Genomic DNA, 19,443 nt, shown 5'->3' on the forward strand with positions numbered 1-19,443 from the left:
GACCTGTTCAGTTGTTCGAGTTCACGGAGGTGGGGGCGGTGCTACCGCAGATCGGCGGCGGCCGGTACAAACTGATCGCGGAGATCGGCGCGGGCGGTATGGGGCAGGTCTACGAGGGCTTCGACACCCACCTCAAGCGGCGCATCGCCGTCAAGCTCACCCGCCCGGATCTCGATCACGACCCGGACTGGACGAAGCGGTTCTTCCGCGAGGCCGAGCTGATGGCACAGCTCAACCACCCCGGGATGCCGATCATCCATGACGCGGGGATCGTGCCGGGCCAACCCGAGCGACCGTTCCTCGTCATGGAGTACGTCCAGGGGGTCACCCTGGACGTGTTGCTGGAGAACCGCGGACCGCTGCCGATCGGGGTGGTCGCGACGATGGGGGCGCAGGCCGCTGCCGTGCTCGCCGCCACGCACCGGCACCGCATCTACCATCGTGACCTGAAGCCGTCGAATCTCATGCTGTGTGCCGACGGCACCGTGAAAGTGCTCGACTTCGGGCTGGCAGTCGCCCCCGACACCGATATGACCCGGTACACCAGCACCGGCCACACGCTCGGCACCCCCGCGTTCATGGCTCCCGAACAGGTCGAAGGCAAACCGGTGGTGGCACAGACCGATCTCTACGCCCTGGGCCTCGTGCTGCACGAACTGCTCACCGGCGATCGGGTCATGACCGGTACCTCGCCATATGTGGTGTGGCAGAACCAGGTTCATCTCCCGCCACCGGATATCCGAGAGCAGCGGCCCGAAGTGCCCGTCGAGATGGCGCGACTGATCATGAGCATGCTCGCCAAGTCGCCTGACCAGCGTCCGCAGGATGCGGCGACGGTGCATGCGGTGCTGTTGCGCTACGCGACCGGGCTCAACGCACTCGACGAGATCAACGACATCCACAGTGCCGCACGGTTGTACGCGCTCGCCGTCGCGGCGGCGGTCTCGCCGCGGACCGCGCCGACCCTGGTCGCGCCCACACGACCGGTGCGCACGGCGGCCGAGGCGCGGCAGAGCGCAGTCCCCACCGCCGAGTTCAGCCGTGGCGACATCCAGCGCGCCGTGTACCGGGCTCGCGATCTCGCCGACGAGTCCCGCTACGACCCCGCCATTCACGAGTTGCGCACCGTCGTGGAACGCGCCGTCACCGTGTACGGTTCGCGCGACGCCGACGTGGTCGAAGCGCGTCAGAAGCTGGCTGACCTGCGGTTCGAGTGCGGCGACTACTCCGCGGCGGCGGAGGTGTACCGCGGCCTCATCGACGATCTCACCGCCGAACGCGGTCCGTACGACGATCAGGTCATGTACTGCCAGCGTCAGCTGGCCAGCTGTCACGTCCACACCGGCGACACCCGGAACGCGTTGACCCGCCTCAAGCGTCTGCGCAGCCAGATGGCGGTGCGTTACGGAGAGCAGGACAAGCGAGTCGTCGAGCTGGCGGCACAGATCGGTCGCATCAAGCCCACCTGACGATTTCCCGATGAATCGGGCAAAATGCTCGCGCTCGTGCCATGACCCGGTAGCGCACGCGTGATCGATGTCGATAGCCTGCCGGGTCCGCAATGCCGAATCATACGATGGAGGAATGGTGCCGACCGAAGGTGAGAACCGGACGTCCATCACGCCCGAGCTGGTCGACCGTGGTGCACGCCTGTTCGACTACCTCGAAAAGGTGCAGAGCCTGCGGGTCTCGCGCATCCAGGACATCGCCGCCTATCAGCGTGAGGGCACGGTCATCTGGATCGGCGACCTGCCCGAGCATTCGGCCGTGCACTACCAGCGCGCCGATCCGGGCAGTCCGTTCCTGATGGTGCAGAAGGTGCCGATACCCGCGCCGCCGGAACCCGATGCGGAACTGCGGCCCTGGCTCGACTCCGGATGGGACAAACCCGACCGAGACGCGGCCCTGCGCACCAGCCGGACCACGTCGGCGGACGTCACCCTGCGGCTGGACGATCACCCCGAGGTGTCCGCCGCCTTCGAACGGTGGTTCCCGAGCCGAGCGGAGTGGGCCGAGCGAGCTCTACCGCATCTGGAGGCCCATCGCCTCTACCAGACGATGTACGAGATGTACACGCGGTCCGAGAGCGCATCCGAAACCCTCGAAGCAGTGCTCGCACTGGGCTTCCTCACCTGGAAGGCGCCCGAACTGGGCACGGTCCGGCGGCACGTGCTCACCATGCCCGTCACCATCGGCTTCGATTCCGACTACGGCGGCATCTCGGTCGCCATCGACACCGCCGCCACCGGTTATACCGCCGAACTCCAAGAGATCATCGACCAGGCGCACATGTCGGCCGCCGGTGACCTGCGTCGCGCCGAGACCGAGGCCCGCGACGGGGACATCGACCCGTTCGACCGCGAGAACGTCGGCGCGTTGGTGCGCATGTTCATCAACTGCATCAATCCCGATGCCCAGTACGCCGACGAGATGCGGCCGGGAACGGCCAGCGCGCGGCCCACCGCGCACTACGCTCCGGCGGTCGTGCTGCGCCGCCGCGGCAATCGCGGCATCGTGACGGCACTGCGCACCATCGCCGCCGCGATTCGGCGTACCGGAGATCTGCCCGAGGGTGTTCGAGACCTCGTCGACCCCGACCTCACACCGAAACTCGCCCCGCCCGAGGAGACCGGGGCCATCGTCCGCGACCGCGGGGAGAGTTTCCTGCCGCTCCCGCTCAACGCCGACCAGCTGCGCATCCTCGACCATGTCGACCGGAATGCGCACACATTGGTGCAGGGGCCACCGGGGACCGGCAAAACGCACACCACTGCCGCGCTCATCACCCATCTGCTCGCACAGGGCAAGCGGGTACTCGTCACGGCGCATACCGATCGGGCGCTGCACGAGGTGCGCGGCAAACTGCCGGAGGAGATCAAGGACCTGTGCGTCGCGGTGGTCGGCGATTCGCGTCAGGAACTCGAGGAGTTGCGCGCGTCGATCAGCCGCATCTCGTCGGAAGCGGCGGGTTTCGATCCGGCCCGCAGCACCGCGGAGGTCACCGAGGCTGAACGCCACATCGAGAAGCTCCGTGGGCAGCGGGCCGAATTGCACGAGGAACTGCTGCGATTGCGCCGACGCGATGTGGGCGTGCACGCCGCCTTCGGATATCAGGGCACCTTGGTCGAGATCGCCACGAGGTGGCGCGCCGAGCAGACCGACCACGGCTGGATCACCGATCTGGTCAACCCGGAACCCGATGCGGACTGCCCTGTGTCGGCGGCGCTGATCACCGAATGGCGCGCTCTGCTGCTGGAGGGCGATCTCGATCAACCCGAAGTAGCCGCTCCCGACATTCTCCGTGCCGACGAGCTGCCCGAGCCCGACTCGTTCGGGCGGCTGTGCGCCGCGGAGCATGCGGCCGGGCGACGCCGGGCGGATTACTCCCGTTTCGACGGCGATCCGGCGGCGACTCGAATGACCGGATTACCGGCCGACCTACGCGCGCAGCTCGGGAACATGCTGCGCGACATCGACGATCGTGCACGAGAGCTGCGCCGCCGACCCGAGCAGTGGGTGGTGGCGTCGCTCGCGGATGTGCACTCCGGACATGCACTGGAATGGCGTACCCGGGCCGCGACGACCGCGGAACTCATCGCGCGGGCCGAGGATGCGGTGGCGGCGCTGGGATATGTGGACGTCCGCGTCGACGCCGACGATGCGGCGCCGATCGTGGCGCTGGCGGAGAACCTCCGGGCTCATATCGAGGCGAATGGGCCGATCAAGATCCGCGCCGACGGCACCCCGAAGATCGGTCTCACCACGCCCCGAGTCGTCAAGGACGCCGTGCCGTTGTTCGAGCGGGTTCGGGTGGACGGACGGGTGCCCACCACCGCAGAGCAGCTGGGATACATCCTGCACGCCGATCGCGGACAGCGGCTACTGGGTCAGCTGGACGCGGCTTGGCCTCCCGGACTGTTCACCACCCCCGACGGTGGTGCGCGCGAGCGCCTTGCCCGCCATCGCGTCGCACACGAGGTGCTGGAGCACGTGCTCGACTACGCCGGGCGAGTCGAGTCCGCCAGCGCTCGGTTGCGTGAAGCCGGTCTGCCCGTACCGAATTGGGGCGATACCCTCGGCGTCACCGCGGCGCTGGAGGCGTTCGACGCCGCCGAGGCGGAACTGGCGTGGCGCGCGGCCAGCGCGCCGCTGAGCGAACTGCTGACCGGACTCGAGATCCCGCATCGGGACAGGCGTGCCACTGCCACCGTGCACGACATCTACGCGGCCGTGCGCGACCGCGACGTCGCGGCCTACGGCCGCGCGCACGAACGACTCGCGCTGCTGCACCGGCTGCGTCGCGCCGCCGCGCGGCGCGACGAACTCACCGCTGCCATGGCCGCCCTTCCGGAACTGCGCGACGCCATCGCCGCACAACCCGGGAACGAAGAGTGGGACGGGCGGCTGCGCCGGATCGACGCGGCGTGGAACTGGGCGGGTGCCGGACGCTGGCTGAGCGGTCACACGGTCGGTGGCGTGAACGACCTGTGCCGTCGCCTCGATGATGTCGAGGACGCACTGCGCCGGCAGGCGACGGTGCTGGCGGCCACCCGGTCGTGGGAGCGAGCGGTCGGGCGGCTGACCAATCGCGCGCAATCCGATCTGCGCCAGTACGCCCAACTGGTGCGACGGCTCGGGAAGGGGACGGGTCAGTACGCCGACCGCAAACGAGCCGACATCCAAACCGCGCTCACTGCCTGCCGTGCCTCGGTGCCGGTGTGGATCATGCCGATCTATCGGGTGGTCGAACAGTTCTCGATCGCTCCCGACATGTTCGACGTCGTGGTGGTGGACGAGGCTTCGCAGGCGGGGCTGGAAGCGGTGTTCCTGCAGTACCTCGCCCCGCGGATCGTCGTCATCGGCGATGACAAACAGGTGTCGCCGTCCGCGGTCGGCGTGGATGCTTCGGAGCTGGAACGGTATGCGGGGCAGTATCTTTTCGGCGATACCGGCCTCTTGGCCTGGAAGGACCCCAAGCGCAGCCTCTTCGATGAGGCGGACGCGCGCTACGGGTCCCGCATCACCCTGGTCGAGCACCGCCGCTGTGTGCCCGAGATCATCGGTTTCTCCAACAAGATCGCCTATGAGCCGCAGGGCGTTCCGCTGAAGCCGGTGCGCCGCTACGGCACCGACCGTCTCGCTCCCGTACGCGCCATTCACGTGCCGGACGGGGCCGCCACCAACCGCAATGTCAATACGGCCGAGGCCGACCGGATCGTCGACCAGATCGAACGGTGCCTAGCCGATCCTCGCTACGCGGGCAAGACCTTCGGCGTCATCTCGCTGCTGGGATCCGCTCAGGCCAAACACATTCGGCACGCACTCGTCAGTCGCATCCCGCCGGAGGAACTCGAGCGACGGCAGTTGCACTGCGGCGACGCCGCGGATTTCCAGGGCGCGGAGCGGGACGTGATCTTCCTGTCCCTGGTGGCCGCACCCGAGGCGGACAAACGGGTTCCCGCGCAGACCACCGAATCCACGGTGCAGCGCTACAACGTCGCGGTCTCCCGTGCCCGCGACCAGCTGTGGCTGTTCCACTCCTTCACCGCCGACCAGGTGAGCAATCCGGAGGACCTGCGCCTGCGGCTGCTCGAGTACTGCCTGGAGGTGGAACGGCAGATCCTGGATGAGGATGATCCGCCGCGGCCGGTGCCGGACGACACGGCGGTCGAGCCGTTCGAGTCACTGTTCGAGCAGCGGGTGTACAACCGCATCGTCGCCCGCGGCTATCGCGTCACCGCACACCACACCGACACCGGCTACGACATCGATCTGGTCGTCACCGGCGGCGGCGGGCAGGTCGCCATCGAGTGCGAGGACGAGCGCTGGTCGGGGGAGGAGGAGTTCTGGGCGGAACTCGGTAAGCAGCGGGACCTGCAGCGGTGCGAGTGGCCGCTGATCCGTCTCCGGCACCTCGACTTTGTCCTCGATCCCGACCGGTGTCTGGCCACCGTGTGGGATACGTTGACCGCGAACGGGATCTACCCGATCGCGGAGGAGGAACAGCGACGGCTGGCGGCGATGGTCACCCGCGATCCGTCGCCGGTCGATCCCGGCGATCCCGTGCTGATGCGGCGCGTCACGCTGGTCGACGTCGAATCCGATGATGTGCCGATCGCAGAAGCACGTCTCGGCGTCAAGGATGCCCGTGTGGGTGCCGACGTCGTCGATACCGACTCCACTGCGGCAGAGATGTCGGAGTGGGATGCAGAGATGTCGGAGTGGGATGTGGACGAGTGTCGAACGGTGCCGAGCCGGGGTGAGCCGATCGCGGCCGACGAGTCATCCGAGCAGCCGACCGCCGGCGAGGGGCCGCCGGACCTGTCGGAGCCGCCGGCGGCCGCCGTGCGATCCGACAGTGGTCCAGACGAAGCGTCGCAGGTGCGGCCTGCCGGACACGACGAGACCGAGGACAACGCAGTGTCCGCTGTCGACGGCACCGGGGAGCCGATCATCGTGCCGTACACCGCGTTCTCTGAGACGCTGGAAAGCCCCACCACGGCGGGGCATCGCACGATCGTCGCCGACTTCGTCCGCATCGTCGCGGTCGAAGGGCCGGTCACCGCCGCCCGATTGCGGGCCGCCTACGTGACCGCCGCGCGCACCCGAGAACGAGATATCGTGCGCAGGAAGCTCGACATCGCCCTGCAGGCCGCGGTCGCTACCGGCAAATTGCTGGTCGACGACGCGCTCGTGTTGAAGGACCCGGCTCTGCTGACCTATCGGCTCCCGGCTCAGCATGCGACCCCATGGCGGGAACTCGGAGTCCGCAAGATCGAGCAGGTGCCGCCGCGGGAACTCGCCGAGATCATGGCGAATCATGCGGCGCGACAGGGCTGGAAGGATCGGGCCTCGCTGTTCCGCTCGGTCATCAATGCGATCGGGCAGCAGCGGCTCACGGACAACACCATAGCGGCGCTGGCGCGGGTGCTGCCGCTCGCCCAGCGGCTCGCCGCTGGAGACTGACGGTGCCGCAGCGGGCTCGGCCGCGACGGATCGCAACAGCTCCGCTGGACCCACACCGCGAACGGTCGCGGCGCGGCCGAGCAGGTCGATCCGGGTCGGATGCTGTCGAGACGAGCCGGTGCAATCCGACGTGATGTCGGGGTTTCGGCCCGCGCGATGGTCAGCGAACGTCACCACCTGTGTCCGGTCGTTCCACCCCGAGGGATTCGTCTCCTTCCTCGGTGACGAACAGCCGGTCCACCACGGACTGTAGATCGGGCCGCCCGGCTTGCCGAAGCTGGCTCGGCTCGTCGGTAATGCCCATCGCTTCGAGTGCTTCCGCAAGCCGCTCGACACGAGCGGATGACATGCGGTGCCGGTCGTTGTGAGCCGGGCGCCCCAGCATCCGGATCAGGGTGTCGACGGTGTGAATGCGCCGACGATCGAGAGCGGTCAGATCTATGCGCAGCTGGTCGTTGGTGAAACAGATCGCGCAGCGAACACGCACCGACTCACCGGCGGCGCGGAGCAGGCGTGACAGTGCGGCGCTCTTGTGGTTCGCGAGTGCCATGGCGTTACCGTGCCCCAGGAGTTGGCCCTGCTCGGTGTGCTGGACCCACTTGCCGTCACGTTCCTCGATGCTGCCGCGCCAGGACTTGAGTTCGATCAGGTGCAGTCCGTTGGGAACGGCGATCAGGAGATCGACCTCGAAGAGCTGGCCCTCAGCGGTGGCGAAGGTGAAGTTCGACCACGCGCGCCAGCGGGGGAGTGCGGTCAGTGCCGTACGGATTCGGGCTAGTCCCCGTTGTTCGTGTTCGAAGCGAGAGGCGGTGACGGTTGTCCAGTGCTGTTGGCACATGGTGTTGTCTCCGAACCGGTCACGCAGCGGTGGGACCCCCGCACTGCGGGTCCCACCGCAACCTGACCATCGCTCAGTCGCGACCCTCGCGGAACAACGCGGCGAGCTGGTCGTCTATCCAGTAGTAGCAGCGGCCGTCGTCGAGATACTCCCGCCTAAAGCATCATCAGCCTTCCGACGGGAAAACCCCGTGACACCGATCCCAGTAGGCTGCGGATATTGTTCTCCGGCCACACCCAGCCACGCTGGAACTCCGGAAGCTGGATCTGGCCCTCCCCGGCCTGCTCGAGAAGACCGCGCAGGAATAACTTCTTGATCTCGAAGGCCTCGACACTCACCGATGTAACCCCTATTTGTGCACCCGCCGCCCCCGTGGCCCGGGCAATTGGACAGTAGCAGTGCGTGCTGTGAGATGCCCTGCGGTTCAGCAGGACTGGCGCAACGTGTCATCGGCGCGAAGGCTGGTGGTGGTGTCGTGTGCGATTCGGCCTGCGGGATCTCGCCGAGCGTGTGACTATGGCATGTTCCACGTATGGCGCTATGGGGGAAGAATGAGATCGAGCCGAAAAGACGGTCTGCGGAAGGTGATTCGGGACCTGGTCGCCACAAGCTCGTTGACTACGAACGAGTTGCTCGGGCAGCTCGAAGCAAGGGGTCTTCCTCGGCTGGGCGAGACCGAGCTTTTCCTGATCTGCGATGAGACCGGCATCGCGAAACTGGACGAAGTCACCGGCAGGTGGTGCGACCCAGCCGGTTCCGACCAGGCGGTGGCCGATCGAGCGGGCAATGACGGTAAGCGGATGGCGCGCAGGGATAGGAGCAGTGATACCAGCGCGGCGTTTCGCAGAGAGCTGCGCGATTTGCGAGACCGGTTCGTGCGCGTCGGCGCAGTTCCAGAAAATTCGGCCGTACCCATCGCACCCGGATGGAAGCAGGTAGCGGACGCCGCGCGGACAGCCCTGCGATCGGAGCGCGCGGCTGCGGTCGGCAAGTCGATGTGGCAGAACATCGAACTCGTAGACGGCGCGATCCTGGAGGAGACACCGACGCGGCGGATCGCGCGCTACGAGATCCAGGGCAGTGAGAATGTACGGGAGGGCACCACGGCGACACTGTTGCCGCCGGAGGGGACGAGCAAGCAACACAATGGCGCGGTCGATGTCGAAGTGCTCACCCAGTACGGATCCGAGATCACGATGGCCATGCCCGTCGAGCAGCAGTTCTGGGAGCGAGCTCGGCTTCGGTGCGATCTGTCGTATCTGGTGACCGAGCAGGCCAACCGGTTCCACGAACTCCTGGCCGGTCCGACAACGGGTTTCGACACCGCCGCCGCCATGCAACCCGTCTCGATGGACGGCGTGCTGGATAGGGTGCCATCGATCGATCCGTATCCCATTGCGGGACTGAACGATCGTCAACGCCTCGCGATAGCGCACGGACTCTGTCCTCGGCTGACGTGGTTGTGGGGACCGCCGGGCACCGGCAAGACGACGACCTTGGCGGTGCTGCTCGCTCAGCTGCTCGACATGGGCAAGACCGTACTGTTGGCCGCTCCTACCAACGCGGCGATCGACGTGGCGCTCGGTGCGCTCATCAGATACCGGCGGCAGTGGGTGAGCGGCGAGTTGGTACGAATCGGTCCCACTGACAACGACTTTCTGGCTCGTCGCAATCCTGCTGTTCTGCTTGATGAGATCGCTGCGGAGCAGGGCGCGGAACCCGCCCGCCGACTCGTGGAGGTCCGACAGGAGCTGAAGCAGCTCCGTGATCGCCATCGCGCCATCCCAGACAAAGACCCGAGCCGAACTCACGAACGGACAGCGCTGACCAGCAAGATCGGCGATCTCGAGGGCTTCGGCAAAGGGCTGGTCGCATTGCTCGGGGAGGTACGCGATCAGGTGATCGCCGAGGGGAGGCTGATCGCGTGCACGGCACACCAGGTGGTGCTGAAGGAATCGGTGCGGCGGAAGAGCTTCGACGTGGTCGTCATCGACGAGGCCAGCATGATGACGGCCGCGATGACCATGCTGGTCGCGGGTGCGGGCGTCGGGCACACGATCGTGGCGGGCGACTTCCGGCAGCTGCCGCCCATCGTTCAGGCAGATGACGTGGGCGCGCGGGAATGGCTCGGCCAGAGCGCATTCGAGAAGTCGGGAGTGGCACGAGCAGTGGGCAGGGGCTCCCCGCCAGCGAACCTTGTCGCACTCGACACCCAGCACCGAATGCGGCAGTCGATCGGTGACGCCATCGGTGCCGCATTCTATCCGGAGGTAGGGCTCGTGACCGCGTCGTCGGTGCGGGACCGACCAGCGCGAACGATCGCCCACGACGAGCCCGAGCTCGTCCTGGTCGATACGTCGGATCTGTCGGCTCCACTCGCACGGCGAGATGGCATGTCCTCCAGATATAACGTGATGCATGCTCAGTTGGCCGCCAATATCGTGGCAGCACGATTGGGCGTCGCACGGCAACCGGCGAGTGTAGGGCTCATCAGCCCATTCGCACCGCAGGCGAAGCTACTGCAATCCCTTGCGCCCGATAATGACCCGCGGACTATCGCCTCCACTGTGCATCGTTTCCAGGGTGGAGAAACGGATGTGGTGCTCTACGACGCGGTCGAGAGCGGCGGCGGCAACCTCCGAATGCACCGCTGGTTCACTGATACCCACGCCGGTAGCGAGGGCGCACGTCTGTTGAACGTTGCTATGAGCCGGGCGCGCGAGCAGGTCATCCTGGTCGCGGATATGGGACGCATCCATCGTGGACGCCCGATCTCATCAACTCCGGTGCGGACGTTCCTGCAGCACGTGGGTCGACATGCGCTGCCATGGGATTGGCGAGAGGTCGCGAGTGAGGTCGGCCCTACCACGATCGAATCCGATCTGACAGCCCTGACCGACGACCTGGCCGCCGCGACCGAGCGCATCGAGATCTTCTCCGAAACGGTAGACGGACCCGCGACACGACGGGTACTCGAGATTCTCGACAACGCTCCAGAGGAGGTGAGGATCGGATTCTGGTTCGGACCGCAGGGTATCGGCTCAGTGGTTGAACGTGCACTGCGCAATCACCACACGACGCTGCATCCGCTTCGGAGATGCCGAGAATCGTTCGTGGTCACCGATTCCGTGCTGTGGTCCGCGCAATCGTCGATCCTCGGCCGGGCACCCGGCTTGCTGCTGCGTACCGGCCACTGCCCGCTCGCACAGGCGGTGCGACGTCAATCGCTGCGGCGCAACGTCCACGGTGTGCCGGGTACCGGCCAAGCGCCGGAACGCTGCGGCTGCGGAACACTGCGCATGCGTGAGGAGCGCAGCGGCGGGAAGCGGGCCGGCGTCTACAGCGTGTGCCCGCTGTGCCGGGACTGATCTAGCATTACGGTCGATGGCGCACAACGGAAACCTGTGGATTCCTGAAGCACTCCTCGGCCGCTGGCGGATCGTCGAGATGGACAACTGGGATCTCGACGCGATCGAACTCGTCGGTCCCGGATACATCGAGTTCCGCCGGGACGGTGCCGGTGAGTTCTCCTTCATCTGTGTGACCGGCGAACTGGACTGCCGCCCGGAGCAGCATAACGGCCGCGACGGCTTCGGATTCAGCTGGGAAGGGTTCGACGAGGGTGATCCGGTGAGCGGGCGCGGGTGGGCGGTGCCGAGCGTGGACGGTGGGGTGGATGGGTATCTGACCTTTCATCTCGGTGACGAATCCGGTTTCCGCGCAGTACCGTTCGAGGACAGCGCGACCGAGAGCAGGGGATGAGCGAGTACCAGTACTACGAATTCGTCGCCATCGACCGCCCGCTCGACGATCGTCAGTTCGCGGAGGTGCGGGCGCTGTCCACCCGGGCGCGGATCACGGCGACACGCTTCGTCAACGAGTACCACTGGGGTGACCTGAAGGCCGATCCCCGGCGGCTGGTCGAGCAGTATTTCGACGCGCATCTGTATGTAACCGATTGGGGCACACACCGGTTCCTGTTCAAGGTGCCGCGTGCGCTGCTGGGTGCGGAAGCGGTCGAGCCGTATCTGCTCGACGAGTGCGTGAGTGCCTGGACCGCTGGCGATAGTCTCGTCATCGACCTGACCAGCGACGGCTATGACGGCGATTGGGAAGAGGGTGCGGAGGATTCGCTGTCGGTGCTGGTCGGCGTGCGGGCGGAGTTGGCCGCCGGGGATATGCGAGCGCTCTATCTGGCCTGGCTGGCGGGATATGGGACCTGGGAGTGGGACGAGGCCGCGTTCGGCCGTGAGCATGATGACGAACTCGAGCCGCCGGTGCCCTCGGGTCTGCGGTCGCTCACCGCCTCGCAGCGTGGGCTCGCGGACTTTCTGCGACTCGATCCGGATCTGCTGGAGGTCGCGGCGGAGGCGAGTCCGGATCTCGAGGCTGCCGCCGAGGAGCCGGAGGAGCTGGCCGTCTGGATCGCCGGTCTACCGCCCGCCGAGAAGGACGAACTCTTGTTGCGGGTGGCTCGCGGTGAGGCCGCGCTCGTGCACCTGGAGTTGCTGCACCGCTTCCGCGCTGTGACGCCACGGCCGCGGCCGATCGGGGAACGGACGGTCGCCGATCTGCTCGACGGGGCGGCGCGACGGCGTGCCGCCCGGGAACGGGCCGAGGCCGAAGCGGAAGAACGGGAGCGCGCCCGCGTGGCGGCTCGGGCCGTCCGCGACCGTGAGCGGCGGTTGGAACGGCTCGCCGCCGAGGGCGAAGCAGTATGGACGCGGGTGGAGGCGCTGGTCACTACCGCCAAGCCGCGTGACTACGACGCGGCCGCCGCGCTGCTCTCCGATCTCAAAGTGCTCGCTGACCGTGACGAACGCATGGACCGGTTCGATATCCGCGTTGCGGACCTGCGTACCCGATACGCGAACCGGCCCGCCCTGCTTCGACGTCTCGCGACAGTGTGAGGGACTTGCCGGGGGTTCGGCGGCCCGATCGGTGCTTGCCCGGGATGTCGACTTCCCGCGTGGGACGGATCGCCGACCTGTCATAGCACCCGCCTACGATGCGATGGCATCACCCGGTACGAACGAGGACACATCGCCATGCACTACGAGCAGCTCGACGCCCTGCGTCGGCAGCATCCCGCGTGGCGACTGCTGCGAGCCGACAACGCGCCGCTGGTGTTGTCGTTCCTGGGCAAGGTGTTCGTGGAGGAGAACATTCGCGCCATCTCCGCCTCGGAGCTCGAGAGCAGACTCGATGACGAGTTGTACGCACTCAATCAGCGGTTGGGCGAGGGTGCCTTCCCGAAGTCGCCGAAGACCTATCTCAACGATTGGGCCGCACCGGAATCGGGGTGGCTGCGCAAGTACTACCCGGCCGATTCCGACGAGGTGCACTTCGACGCGACACCGGCGGTGGAGAAGGCGCTCGGGTGGGCGAAGGCATTGCGGGAGCGGTCGTTCGTCGGGACCGAGTCGCGGCTGAATACCGTGTTCGAGCTGCTGCGGCAGATGGCGTTCGGGGCGGAGGGGGACCCGCGGGTCCGGCTGGCGGAGTTGCGGCGGCGGCGCGACGCGATCGACGCGGAGATCGAGGCGGTGGCTCAGGGACGGTTCGCGCTGCTGGAGCCCGCCGCGCAGCGCGACCGGTATCAGCAGTTCGCCGCGACCGCACGCGAGTTGCTGGCCGACTTTCGCGAGGTCGAGGCGAATTTCCGGCAGCTCGATCGGGAGCTGCGGGAGCAGATCGCCACCTGGTCGGGTGCGAAGGGGGAGCTGCTCGATGATCTGCTCGGCAACCGCAATTCGATCGCGGAATCCGATCAGGGGCGCAGCTTCCAGGCGTTCTACGACTTCCTGCTCTCCCACGACAAACAGACAGAATTCACCGAACTGCTCGCGAAGGTGCAGAAACTCGACGCCGTGGAACCGGATCCGCGGCTGCGGCGCATCCACCACGACTGGCTGGCTGCCGGGAGCCGCACCCAGGCCACCGTCCGGATGCTGTCCGAGCAGCTGCGTCGATTCCTCGATGACCAGGTCTGGCTGGAGAACCGGCGAGTCATGGACATCCTGCGGGGGATCGAGGCGAATGCGCTGCGCCTCAGGGAGATTCGGGAGCCCGATGTCGTGATGGGCCTCGATGCGACCGCACCGGAGGTGGTGCTGCCGATGGAACGGCCGCTGTATCGACCGGTGGACAAGGCACCGCTGGACAGTGCGGGAATCACCGATGCCGCCGAGGATGTGGACGCGGACCTGTTGTTCCAGCAGGTGTTCGTCGATCCGGCGCGACTGGTCGACGGCGTGCGCTCGGCGCTTCGGGGGCGCGGCCAGATCGGTTTGGCGGCCCTGCTCGAGCAGCGGCCGTTGGAACAGGGGCTGGCCGAGTTGGTCACCTACCTGTCACTGAGCGATCCGGGTTTCGAGGTCGTCTTCGATGACGGGCAGCACGAGCAGGTGCGGTGGTGCGACACCGATGGCGTGGAACGCAGTGCCCGGATTCCGCGCGTGATCTTCACGCGCGCCGCCGCGCCGGAGGAGCAGCGATGACCACACCGACCGCCGAACACGAACTGTCCGTGGTCGTCACTCAGTTGATGAAGGGCGTGCTCTACCAGGACACCCATGAGCGACAGTGGCGGCAGTTGCTGGCGCTCCAGGCGCAGGTGCGCGACTATGTGCGCGTCATCGGGCTCACCGTGTTCATCGACGAATCGGAGGGCTACGCCTTCCTGCGCTCTCGGCCCGAACTCGAGGAGGACGACGGACCGGCGATTCCGCGTCTCGTGCCCCGGCGCGCGCTCTCGTTCCCGGTGAGCCTGCTGCTGGCGCTGCTGCGGAAGAAGCTGGCCGAGAACGACGCCAAGGACGCCGACGCCCGGCTCATCCTCACCCGCGACCAGATCGTCGAGACGGTGCGCACCTTCCAGCCGGAGAGCAGCAACGAAGCCCGGCTCGTGGAACAGATCGACACGCAGATCAACAAGGTGATCGAGCTCGGTTTCCTGCGTCGGCTCAAATCCTCCGCCGCGGCCGATACCTTCGAGGTGCGGCGCGTGCTGAAGGCGTTCGTCGACGCGCAATGGCTGGCCGACTTCGATCGCAGACTGGCCGAGTACGCGGCCACACTGGGTGGGGAGGACAGGTGACCGACGAGGACCGGCCCGGATATCGGCTCGACCGCCTCGAGCTGTACAACTGGGGTACCTTCGACCAGCGAGTGTGGCGCTACGAGCAGCACGGCCGCAACGGTCTGCTCACCGGCGATATCGGATCGGGCAAGTCCACGGTGGTGGATGCCATCACCACGCTGCTGTTGCCCGCGCACCGGATCTCGTACAACAAAGCAGCGGGCGCGGAGACTCGGGAGCGTGATCTGCGCTCCTATGTACTCGGGCATTACAAGTCCGAGCGCAATGAAGCCCTCGGGACCAGCCGACCGGTGGGATTGCGGGACCGCACCTCCTTCTCGGTGATCCTCGGTGTCTTCGCCAACCACGGATTCGATGCGACGGTCAGCCTGGCGCAGGTGTTCTGGTTCAAGGACCAAGCCGGGGCCGGGCAGCCGGACCGGTTCTTCGTCACCGCCGACCGCGCGCTGAGCATCGCCGGTGACTTCGGCGACTTCGGCGGCGACATCGCGGCGTTGAAGCGGCGGCTACGCAAGGCCGGTGCCACGATCCGCGACGCATTCCCGGACTACGGCAAGGACTTTCGACGGCTGCTCGGCATCGAGTCCGAGCAGGCGATGGAGCTGTTCCATCAGACGGTGTCCATGAAATCGGTGGGCAACCTGAACGATTTCGTGCGCAACCACATGCTGGAACCCTTCGCGGCCGACGCCGCGATCAAGGGTCTCGTGGATCATTTCGAGGATCTGACCAGGGCGCACGACGCCGTGGTGCGGGCCCGCGACCAATTGGCGCTGCTCGATCCGCTGCTGACCGACTGCGACGAATACGCTCGGAGAGGTGCCGAGATCGAGGCTGTGCGGGCGCGGCGGGACGCCTTGCCCTACTACTTCGCCGAGCGCAAGCGTGGCCTGCTCACGGTGCAGATCGACACATGGCGGGAGGAAGCCGATGCGCTCGGCGAGGACCTGGACAGTGCGAAAGACGAGGTCGAACGCCTGCGCAAGGAACAGGGGCGGCTCGAGCTGAAGCGGGCCGGGCACGGTGGCGACCGGATTGCCGAGATCGGTCGTGAGATCGACGAGTGCGCCCGAGTCCGCGACGAAAGACAGTACCGTGCACAGCGATTCGCGGAGCTGCTCGGCGACGTCGGTCTGCGGCCTGCGGAAACGGCCGAACAGTTCGGCGAGCGACTGCGCGAGGTGCGCCGACGAGCGGCGACGGTGGACGACGAGAAGACAGCGCAGCAGAACATCCTCACCGAGGTGGCGGTGCGGCTGCGCGACGCCGACGACGATGCCCGCGATATCAACACCGAACTGCGCAGCCTGCGAGAGCGGCCGAGCAATATTCCCGCGCGGCAGCTGGAGCTGCGGCGACGCCTGTGCACCGAACTGCGCATCGACGAGGCCGACCTGCCCTACGCGGGCGAACTCATCAAGGTGCGCGACGACGAACGGGACTGGGAGGGAGCCGCGGAGCGGCTGCTGCACGGATTCGGTCTCGCCCTGCTGGTGTCGGGCGAACACTATGCGGCGGTGTCGGATTGGATCGACGGCCACCATCTGGGCGGGCGGCTCGTCTACTTCAGGGTGCCCGGAGCCACCGTGGACCGCCTGCCCGAGATCGGCAACCGCGTGCTGTACTCCAAGCTGGAGATCAAGGATTCGCCGTTCGCGGAATGGCTGGATCGCGAGCTGCGCCATCGCGCCGACTACGAGTGCGTCGACACCATGGCGGAGTTCCGCCGCGCCCGCACCGCCATCACCCGGGCGGGCCAGATCAAAGGCGGGCGTGGACGGCACGAGAAGGACGATCGCCATCGTATCGACGATCGACGGCACTACGTGCTCGGCTGGAGCAATACCAGCAAGATCGAGACACTGCTGGCCGAAGCCGAACGGCTCACCCGGGTGCTCACGGAGCTGAACGCGACGCAGAGCACCGCGAAAGGCGCACTCACCGAACTGGACAGGTTCGCGGGCACCGCGTCCAAGCTGGTCGAGTTTCGTGGCTACTCCGACATCGATTGGCGGGCGATGGTGGGGCGGATCGCCGATCTCGACGCCGAGCGCCATCGCATCGAGAGTGCCTCGGATGCCCTGCGGGAGATCGCGACACAGCTCGAGGACGTCGGGAAACGACTGAAGGCAGCCGACGGCGATGTCACGCGGATCAGCACCGGGTTGGGGGCGATCGACCGTGACATATCGGTTGCCGAGACAACCCGCACCGATCTCGGCCAGCTGCTCACCCACCCGGACTACGAGGTGGCCCGGATGCAGTTCCCCGAGCTGGAACGGGCGGCGAAACGGCATGCGACCGACACCGTGCCGGCATGCGATCACGCACAGGCCCGGCTCACCGCCGAGTTCACCACGCGCGCCGAGAACCTGTCGAAGGAGCAGCGGGCCGCGGGCAACCGGGCGATCACGAAAATGGCCGGATTCCGTGCGAAGTACCCACTCGAAACCGAGGAACTCGACGACAGTCTCGAATCGGCGGACGGCTACCGGCAGCTGCACCGCCGCTTGGCGGACGATGATCTGCCGCGCTTCGAGGCCGACTTCAAGACCTATCTGAACACCAATACGATTCGCGATATCGCGGGCTTTCACGCACAGCTCGGCAATCAGGTGGAACTCATCCGGGAACGCGTCGAAACCATCAACAAGTCCCTGTCCGGCATCCCCTACAACCCGGGTCGCTACATTCGGCTGGAATTGCAGCCGACGTCGAATGTGGAGATCCGGGATTTCCGCACCCAGCTGCGCGAATGCACCAGCGGCGCGGTCGACGACGGTGGCGACCAGTACTCGGAACAGAAGTTCCTCCAGGTGAAGTCGATCATCGAACGTTTCCGGGGCCGGGAGGGACAGACCGAGGCGGACAAGTCCTGGACCCGGCGCGTCACCGACGTGCGCAACTGGTTCGTCTTCTCCGCATCCGAGCGCTGGCTCGAGGACGACACCGAACACGAGAACTACACCGACTCCGGTGGCAAATCGGGCGGGCAGAAGGAGAAACTCGCCTACACCATCCTCGCGGCGTCCCTGGCGTATCAGTTCAAACTCGACTGGGATGCGGTGCAGTGCACGACTTTCCGGTTCGTCGTGATCGACGAGGCCTTCGGCCGTGGTTCGGACGAGTCCACGCGGTTCGCGCTGGGTCTGTTCCGTCGCCTCGGGCTGCAACTGCTGATCGTCACGCCGTTGCAGAAGATCCACGTCATCGAGCCCTTCGTCTCGTCGGTGGGATTCGTCGACAACAAGACCGGTGCCTACTCGCGCATGCAGACCTTGACGATCGAGGAGTACCGGCAGCGGCAACTCGCCCACGTGCTGGCCTCCGGGGATGCTGTGGAGGGACGGTGACCGGTTGGACCACCCGCGCGGATGTGACGCGAAAACTGCGGCGGCGCTGGGACTCCGGTGAGCTGCTGGCGGCGTACGCCACGGGGCAGCCGCTGCTGCCGATCGAGGTATCCCTGCGCAGACCCGGCCCGCGAGATATCGCCACCGACCTGGCCGCCGTGCGGGAATGGGCGAACCCGTGGCGTGTCGGCAACGGACTGCGGGTGGAATACCAGGCGGTGGGCGGCAGGATCGTCGGGTCCAACGAACTGCCGCGACGGGTCTGGATCGACGAGTGGCCCCAGCTGTGGGCATTGCTCGGCGTCGGTGGCGCGGTACGCCAATTCCTCGACCTCCTCGACCACACCCGCGCCGCCGCGCCCGCACTGACCGACTGGATGCTCGGCAAGCCACACGACGTGCTCACCCTGGCCGACGACTGGGTGAAGATCGTGGACACGGTGCGGTGGATCGACGCCCACGCCGCCTCCGGAATCTACCTGCGTCAGGTCGACGTCCCCGGTGTCGACACCAAGTTCATCGAACGCCACCGGACCGTGCTCTCCCGCCTACTCGATCGTCAACTCGCCGAACACCGCATCGACACCGACTGCCCGCCCGCCGATTTCATCGGACGGTACCGATTTCGGCGCAAGCCGCGGTACGTGCGCTACCGCTGGCTCGACCCGCTGCGCGCCACCGCTGGCTTCACCGAACTGAATGTTCGTGTCGATGAACTGGCGGTGGCGCCACCGGAGGCGACGACGATCGTCATCGTCGAGAACGAAACGACATACCTGGCGCTGCCGCCGGTGCCGGATGCCATCGCCATCTTCGGCGGCGGCTACGCGCTGACCAGGCTGGACGCCCTGTCGTGGCTCGCCGACCGCAGGGTCCGCTACTGGGGTGATATCGATACCCACGGCTTCGCCATTCTCGACCGCCTCCGGCAGCGGTTCCCACACGCCGAATCCCTGCTCATGGACCGCGACACCTTGCTGTCGCACGAAGGTCAATGGGTGCGCGAGGATTCGCCGACGGTCACGGTGCTCGACCACCTGCGGCCCGCCGAACTCGATCTGTATCGGGATCTGGTGGACGACACCTTCGGGCACGCCGTGCGCCTCGAACAGGAGCGGGTGCGGTACTCGGTGGTGGAATCGACGGTGCGGGATCAGTGATGCCGTACGTATCTCGTCGAGTCG

Annotated in this window: 11 protein-coding genes; 9 read left to right on the forward strand and 2 right to left on the reverse strand. The window is 66.7% G+C overall.

Going from position 1 to position 19,443, the window contains the following annotated elements; translation table 11 throughout:
• Nucleotides 1-11: 11 nt before the first annotated feature.
• Together QMO76_RS01025 and QMO76_RS01030 are read left to right on the forward strand one after the other, a co-directional pair.
• Nucleotides 12-1,469, forward strand: a complete 1,458-nt coding sequence (locus QMO76_RS01025) for a serine/threonine-protein kinase (RefSeq protein WP_306359215.1) — start codon at nt 12-14, stop codon at nt 1,467-1,469.
• A gap of 115 nt (nt 1,470-1,584) precedes the next feature.
• Nucleotides 1,585-6,966, forward strand: a complete 5,382-nt coding sequence (locus tag QMO76_RS01030) for an AAA domain-containing protein (protein ID WP_306359216.1) — start codon at nt 1,585-1,587, stop codon at nt 6,964-6,966.
• A 160-nt stretch (nt 6,967-7,126) separates the two neighbouring features.
• Here the strand turns inward: QMO76_RS01030 and QMO76_RS01035 are convergent, their stop codons facing one another.
• Complete coding sequence (locus QMO76_RS01035; RefSeq protein WP_306359217.1) at nt 7,127-7,804, reverse strand: nuclease-related domain-containing protein; 678 nt, start codon at nt 7,802-7,804, stop codon at nt 7,127-7,129.
• A gap of 155 nt (nt 7,805-7,959) precedes the next feature.
• Nucleotides 7,960-8,142, reverse strand: a complete 183-nt coding sequence (locus QMO76_RS01040; protein ID WP_306359218.1) for a DUF262 domain-containing protein — start codon at nt 8,140-8,142, stop codon at nt 7,960-7,962.
• A gap of 246 nt (nt 8,143-8,388) precedes the next feature.
• On the opposite strand from QMO76_RS01040, the gene QMO76_RS01045 reads away from it, so the two are divergent.
• From QMO76_RS01045 to QMO76_RS01075, 7 genes are all read left to right on the forward strand, one after another.
• Nucleotides 8,389-11,172: a DEAD/DEAH box helicase gene (locus tag QMO76_RS01045; protein WP_306359219.1), complete on the forward strand. Its 2,784-nt coding sequence runs from the start codon at nt 8,389-8,391 to the stop codon at nt 11,170-11,172.
• Between the two features lie 16 nt (nt 11,173-11,188).
• Nucleotides 11,189-11,566, forward strand: a complete 378-nt coding sequence (locus QMO76_RS01050; protein WP_306359220.1) for a hypothetical protein — start codon at nt 11,189-11,191, stop codon at nt 11,564-11,566.
• The gene (locus tag QMO76_RS01055; RefSeq protein ID WP_306359221.1) at nt 11,563-12,714 is read left to right on the forward strand and encodes a hypothetical protein; all 1,152 of its coding nucleotides are present in this window, start codon (nt 11,563-11,565) and stop codon (nt 12,712-12,714) included. Before QMO76_RS01050 ends, QMO76_RS01055 begins: the two co-directional genes overlap by 4 nt.
• 138 nt (nt 12,715-12,852) lie before the next feature.
• Entirely contained in the window at nt 12,853-14,304 is a 1,452-nt protein-coding gene (locus QMO76_RS01060) for a DUF3375 domain-containing protein (RefSeq protein WP_306359222.1), read from the forward strand.
• Nucleotides 14,301-14,903 carry a DUF4194 domain-containing protein gene (locus tag QMO76_RS01065; RefSeq protein ID WP_306359223.1) on the forward strand — a complete coding sequence of 201 codons (603 nt, stop codon included), beginning with the start codon at nt 14,301-14,303 and terminating at the stop codon, nt 14,901-14,903. The genes QMO76_RS01060 and QMO76_RS01065 overlap by 4 nt, the downstream gene beginning before the upstream one ends.
• Nucleotides 14,900-18,259: an ATP-binding protein gene (locus QMO76_RS01070; protein ID WP_306359224.1), complete on the forward strand. Its 3,360-nt coding sequence runs from the start codon at nt 14,900-14,902 to the stop codon at nt 18,257-18,259. Before QMO76_RS01065 ends, QMO76_RS01070 begins: the two co-directional genes overlap by 4 nt.
• Nucleotides 18,256-19,419 carry a Wadjet anti-phage system protein JetD domain-containing protein gene (locus QMO76_RS01075; RefSeq protein ID WP_306359225.1) on the forward strand — a complete coding sequence of 388 codons (1,164 nt, stop codon included), beginning with the start codon at nt 18,256-18,258 and terminating at the stop codon, nt 19,417-19,419. The genes QMO76_RS01070 and QMO76_RS01075 overlap by 4 nt, the downstream gene beginning before the upstream one ends.
• Nucleotides 19,420-19,443: the final 24 nt, after the last annotated feature.

Source organism: Nocardia sp. CC227C (assembly GCF_030767025.1).
GTDB lineage: Bacteria > Actinomycetota > Actinomycetes > Mycobacteriales > Mycobacteriaceae > Nocardia.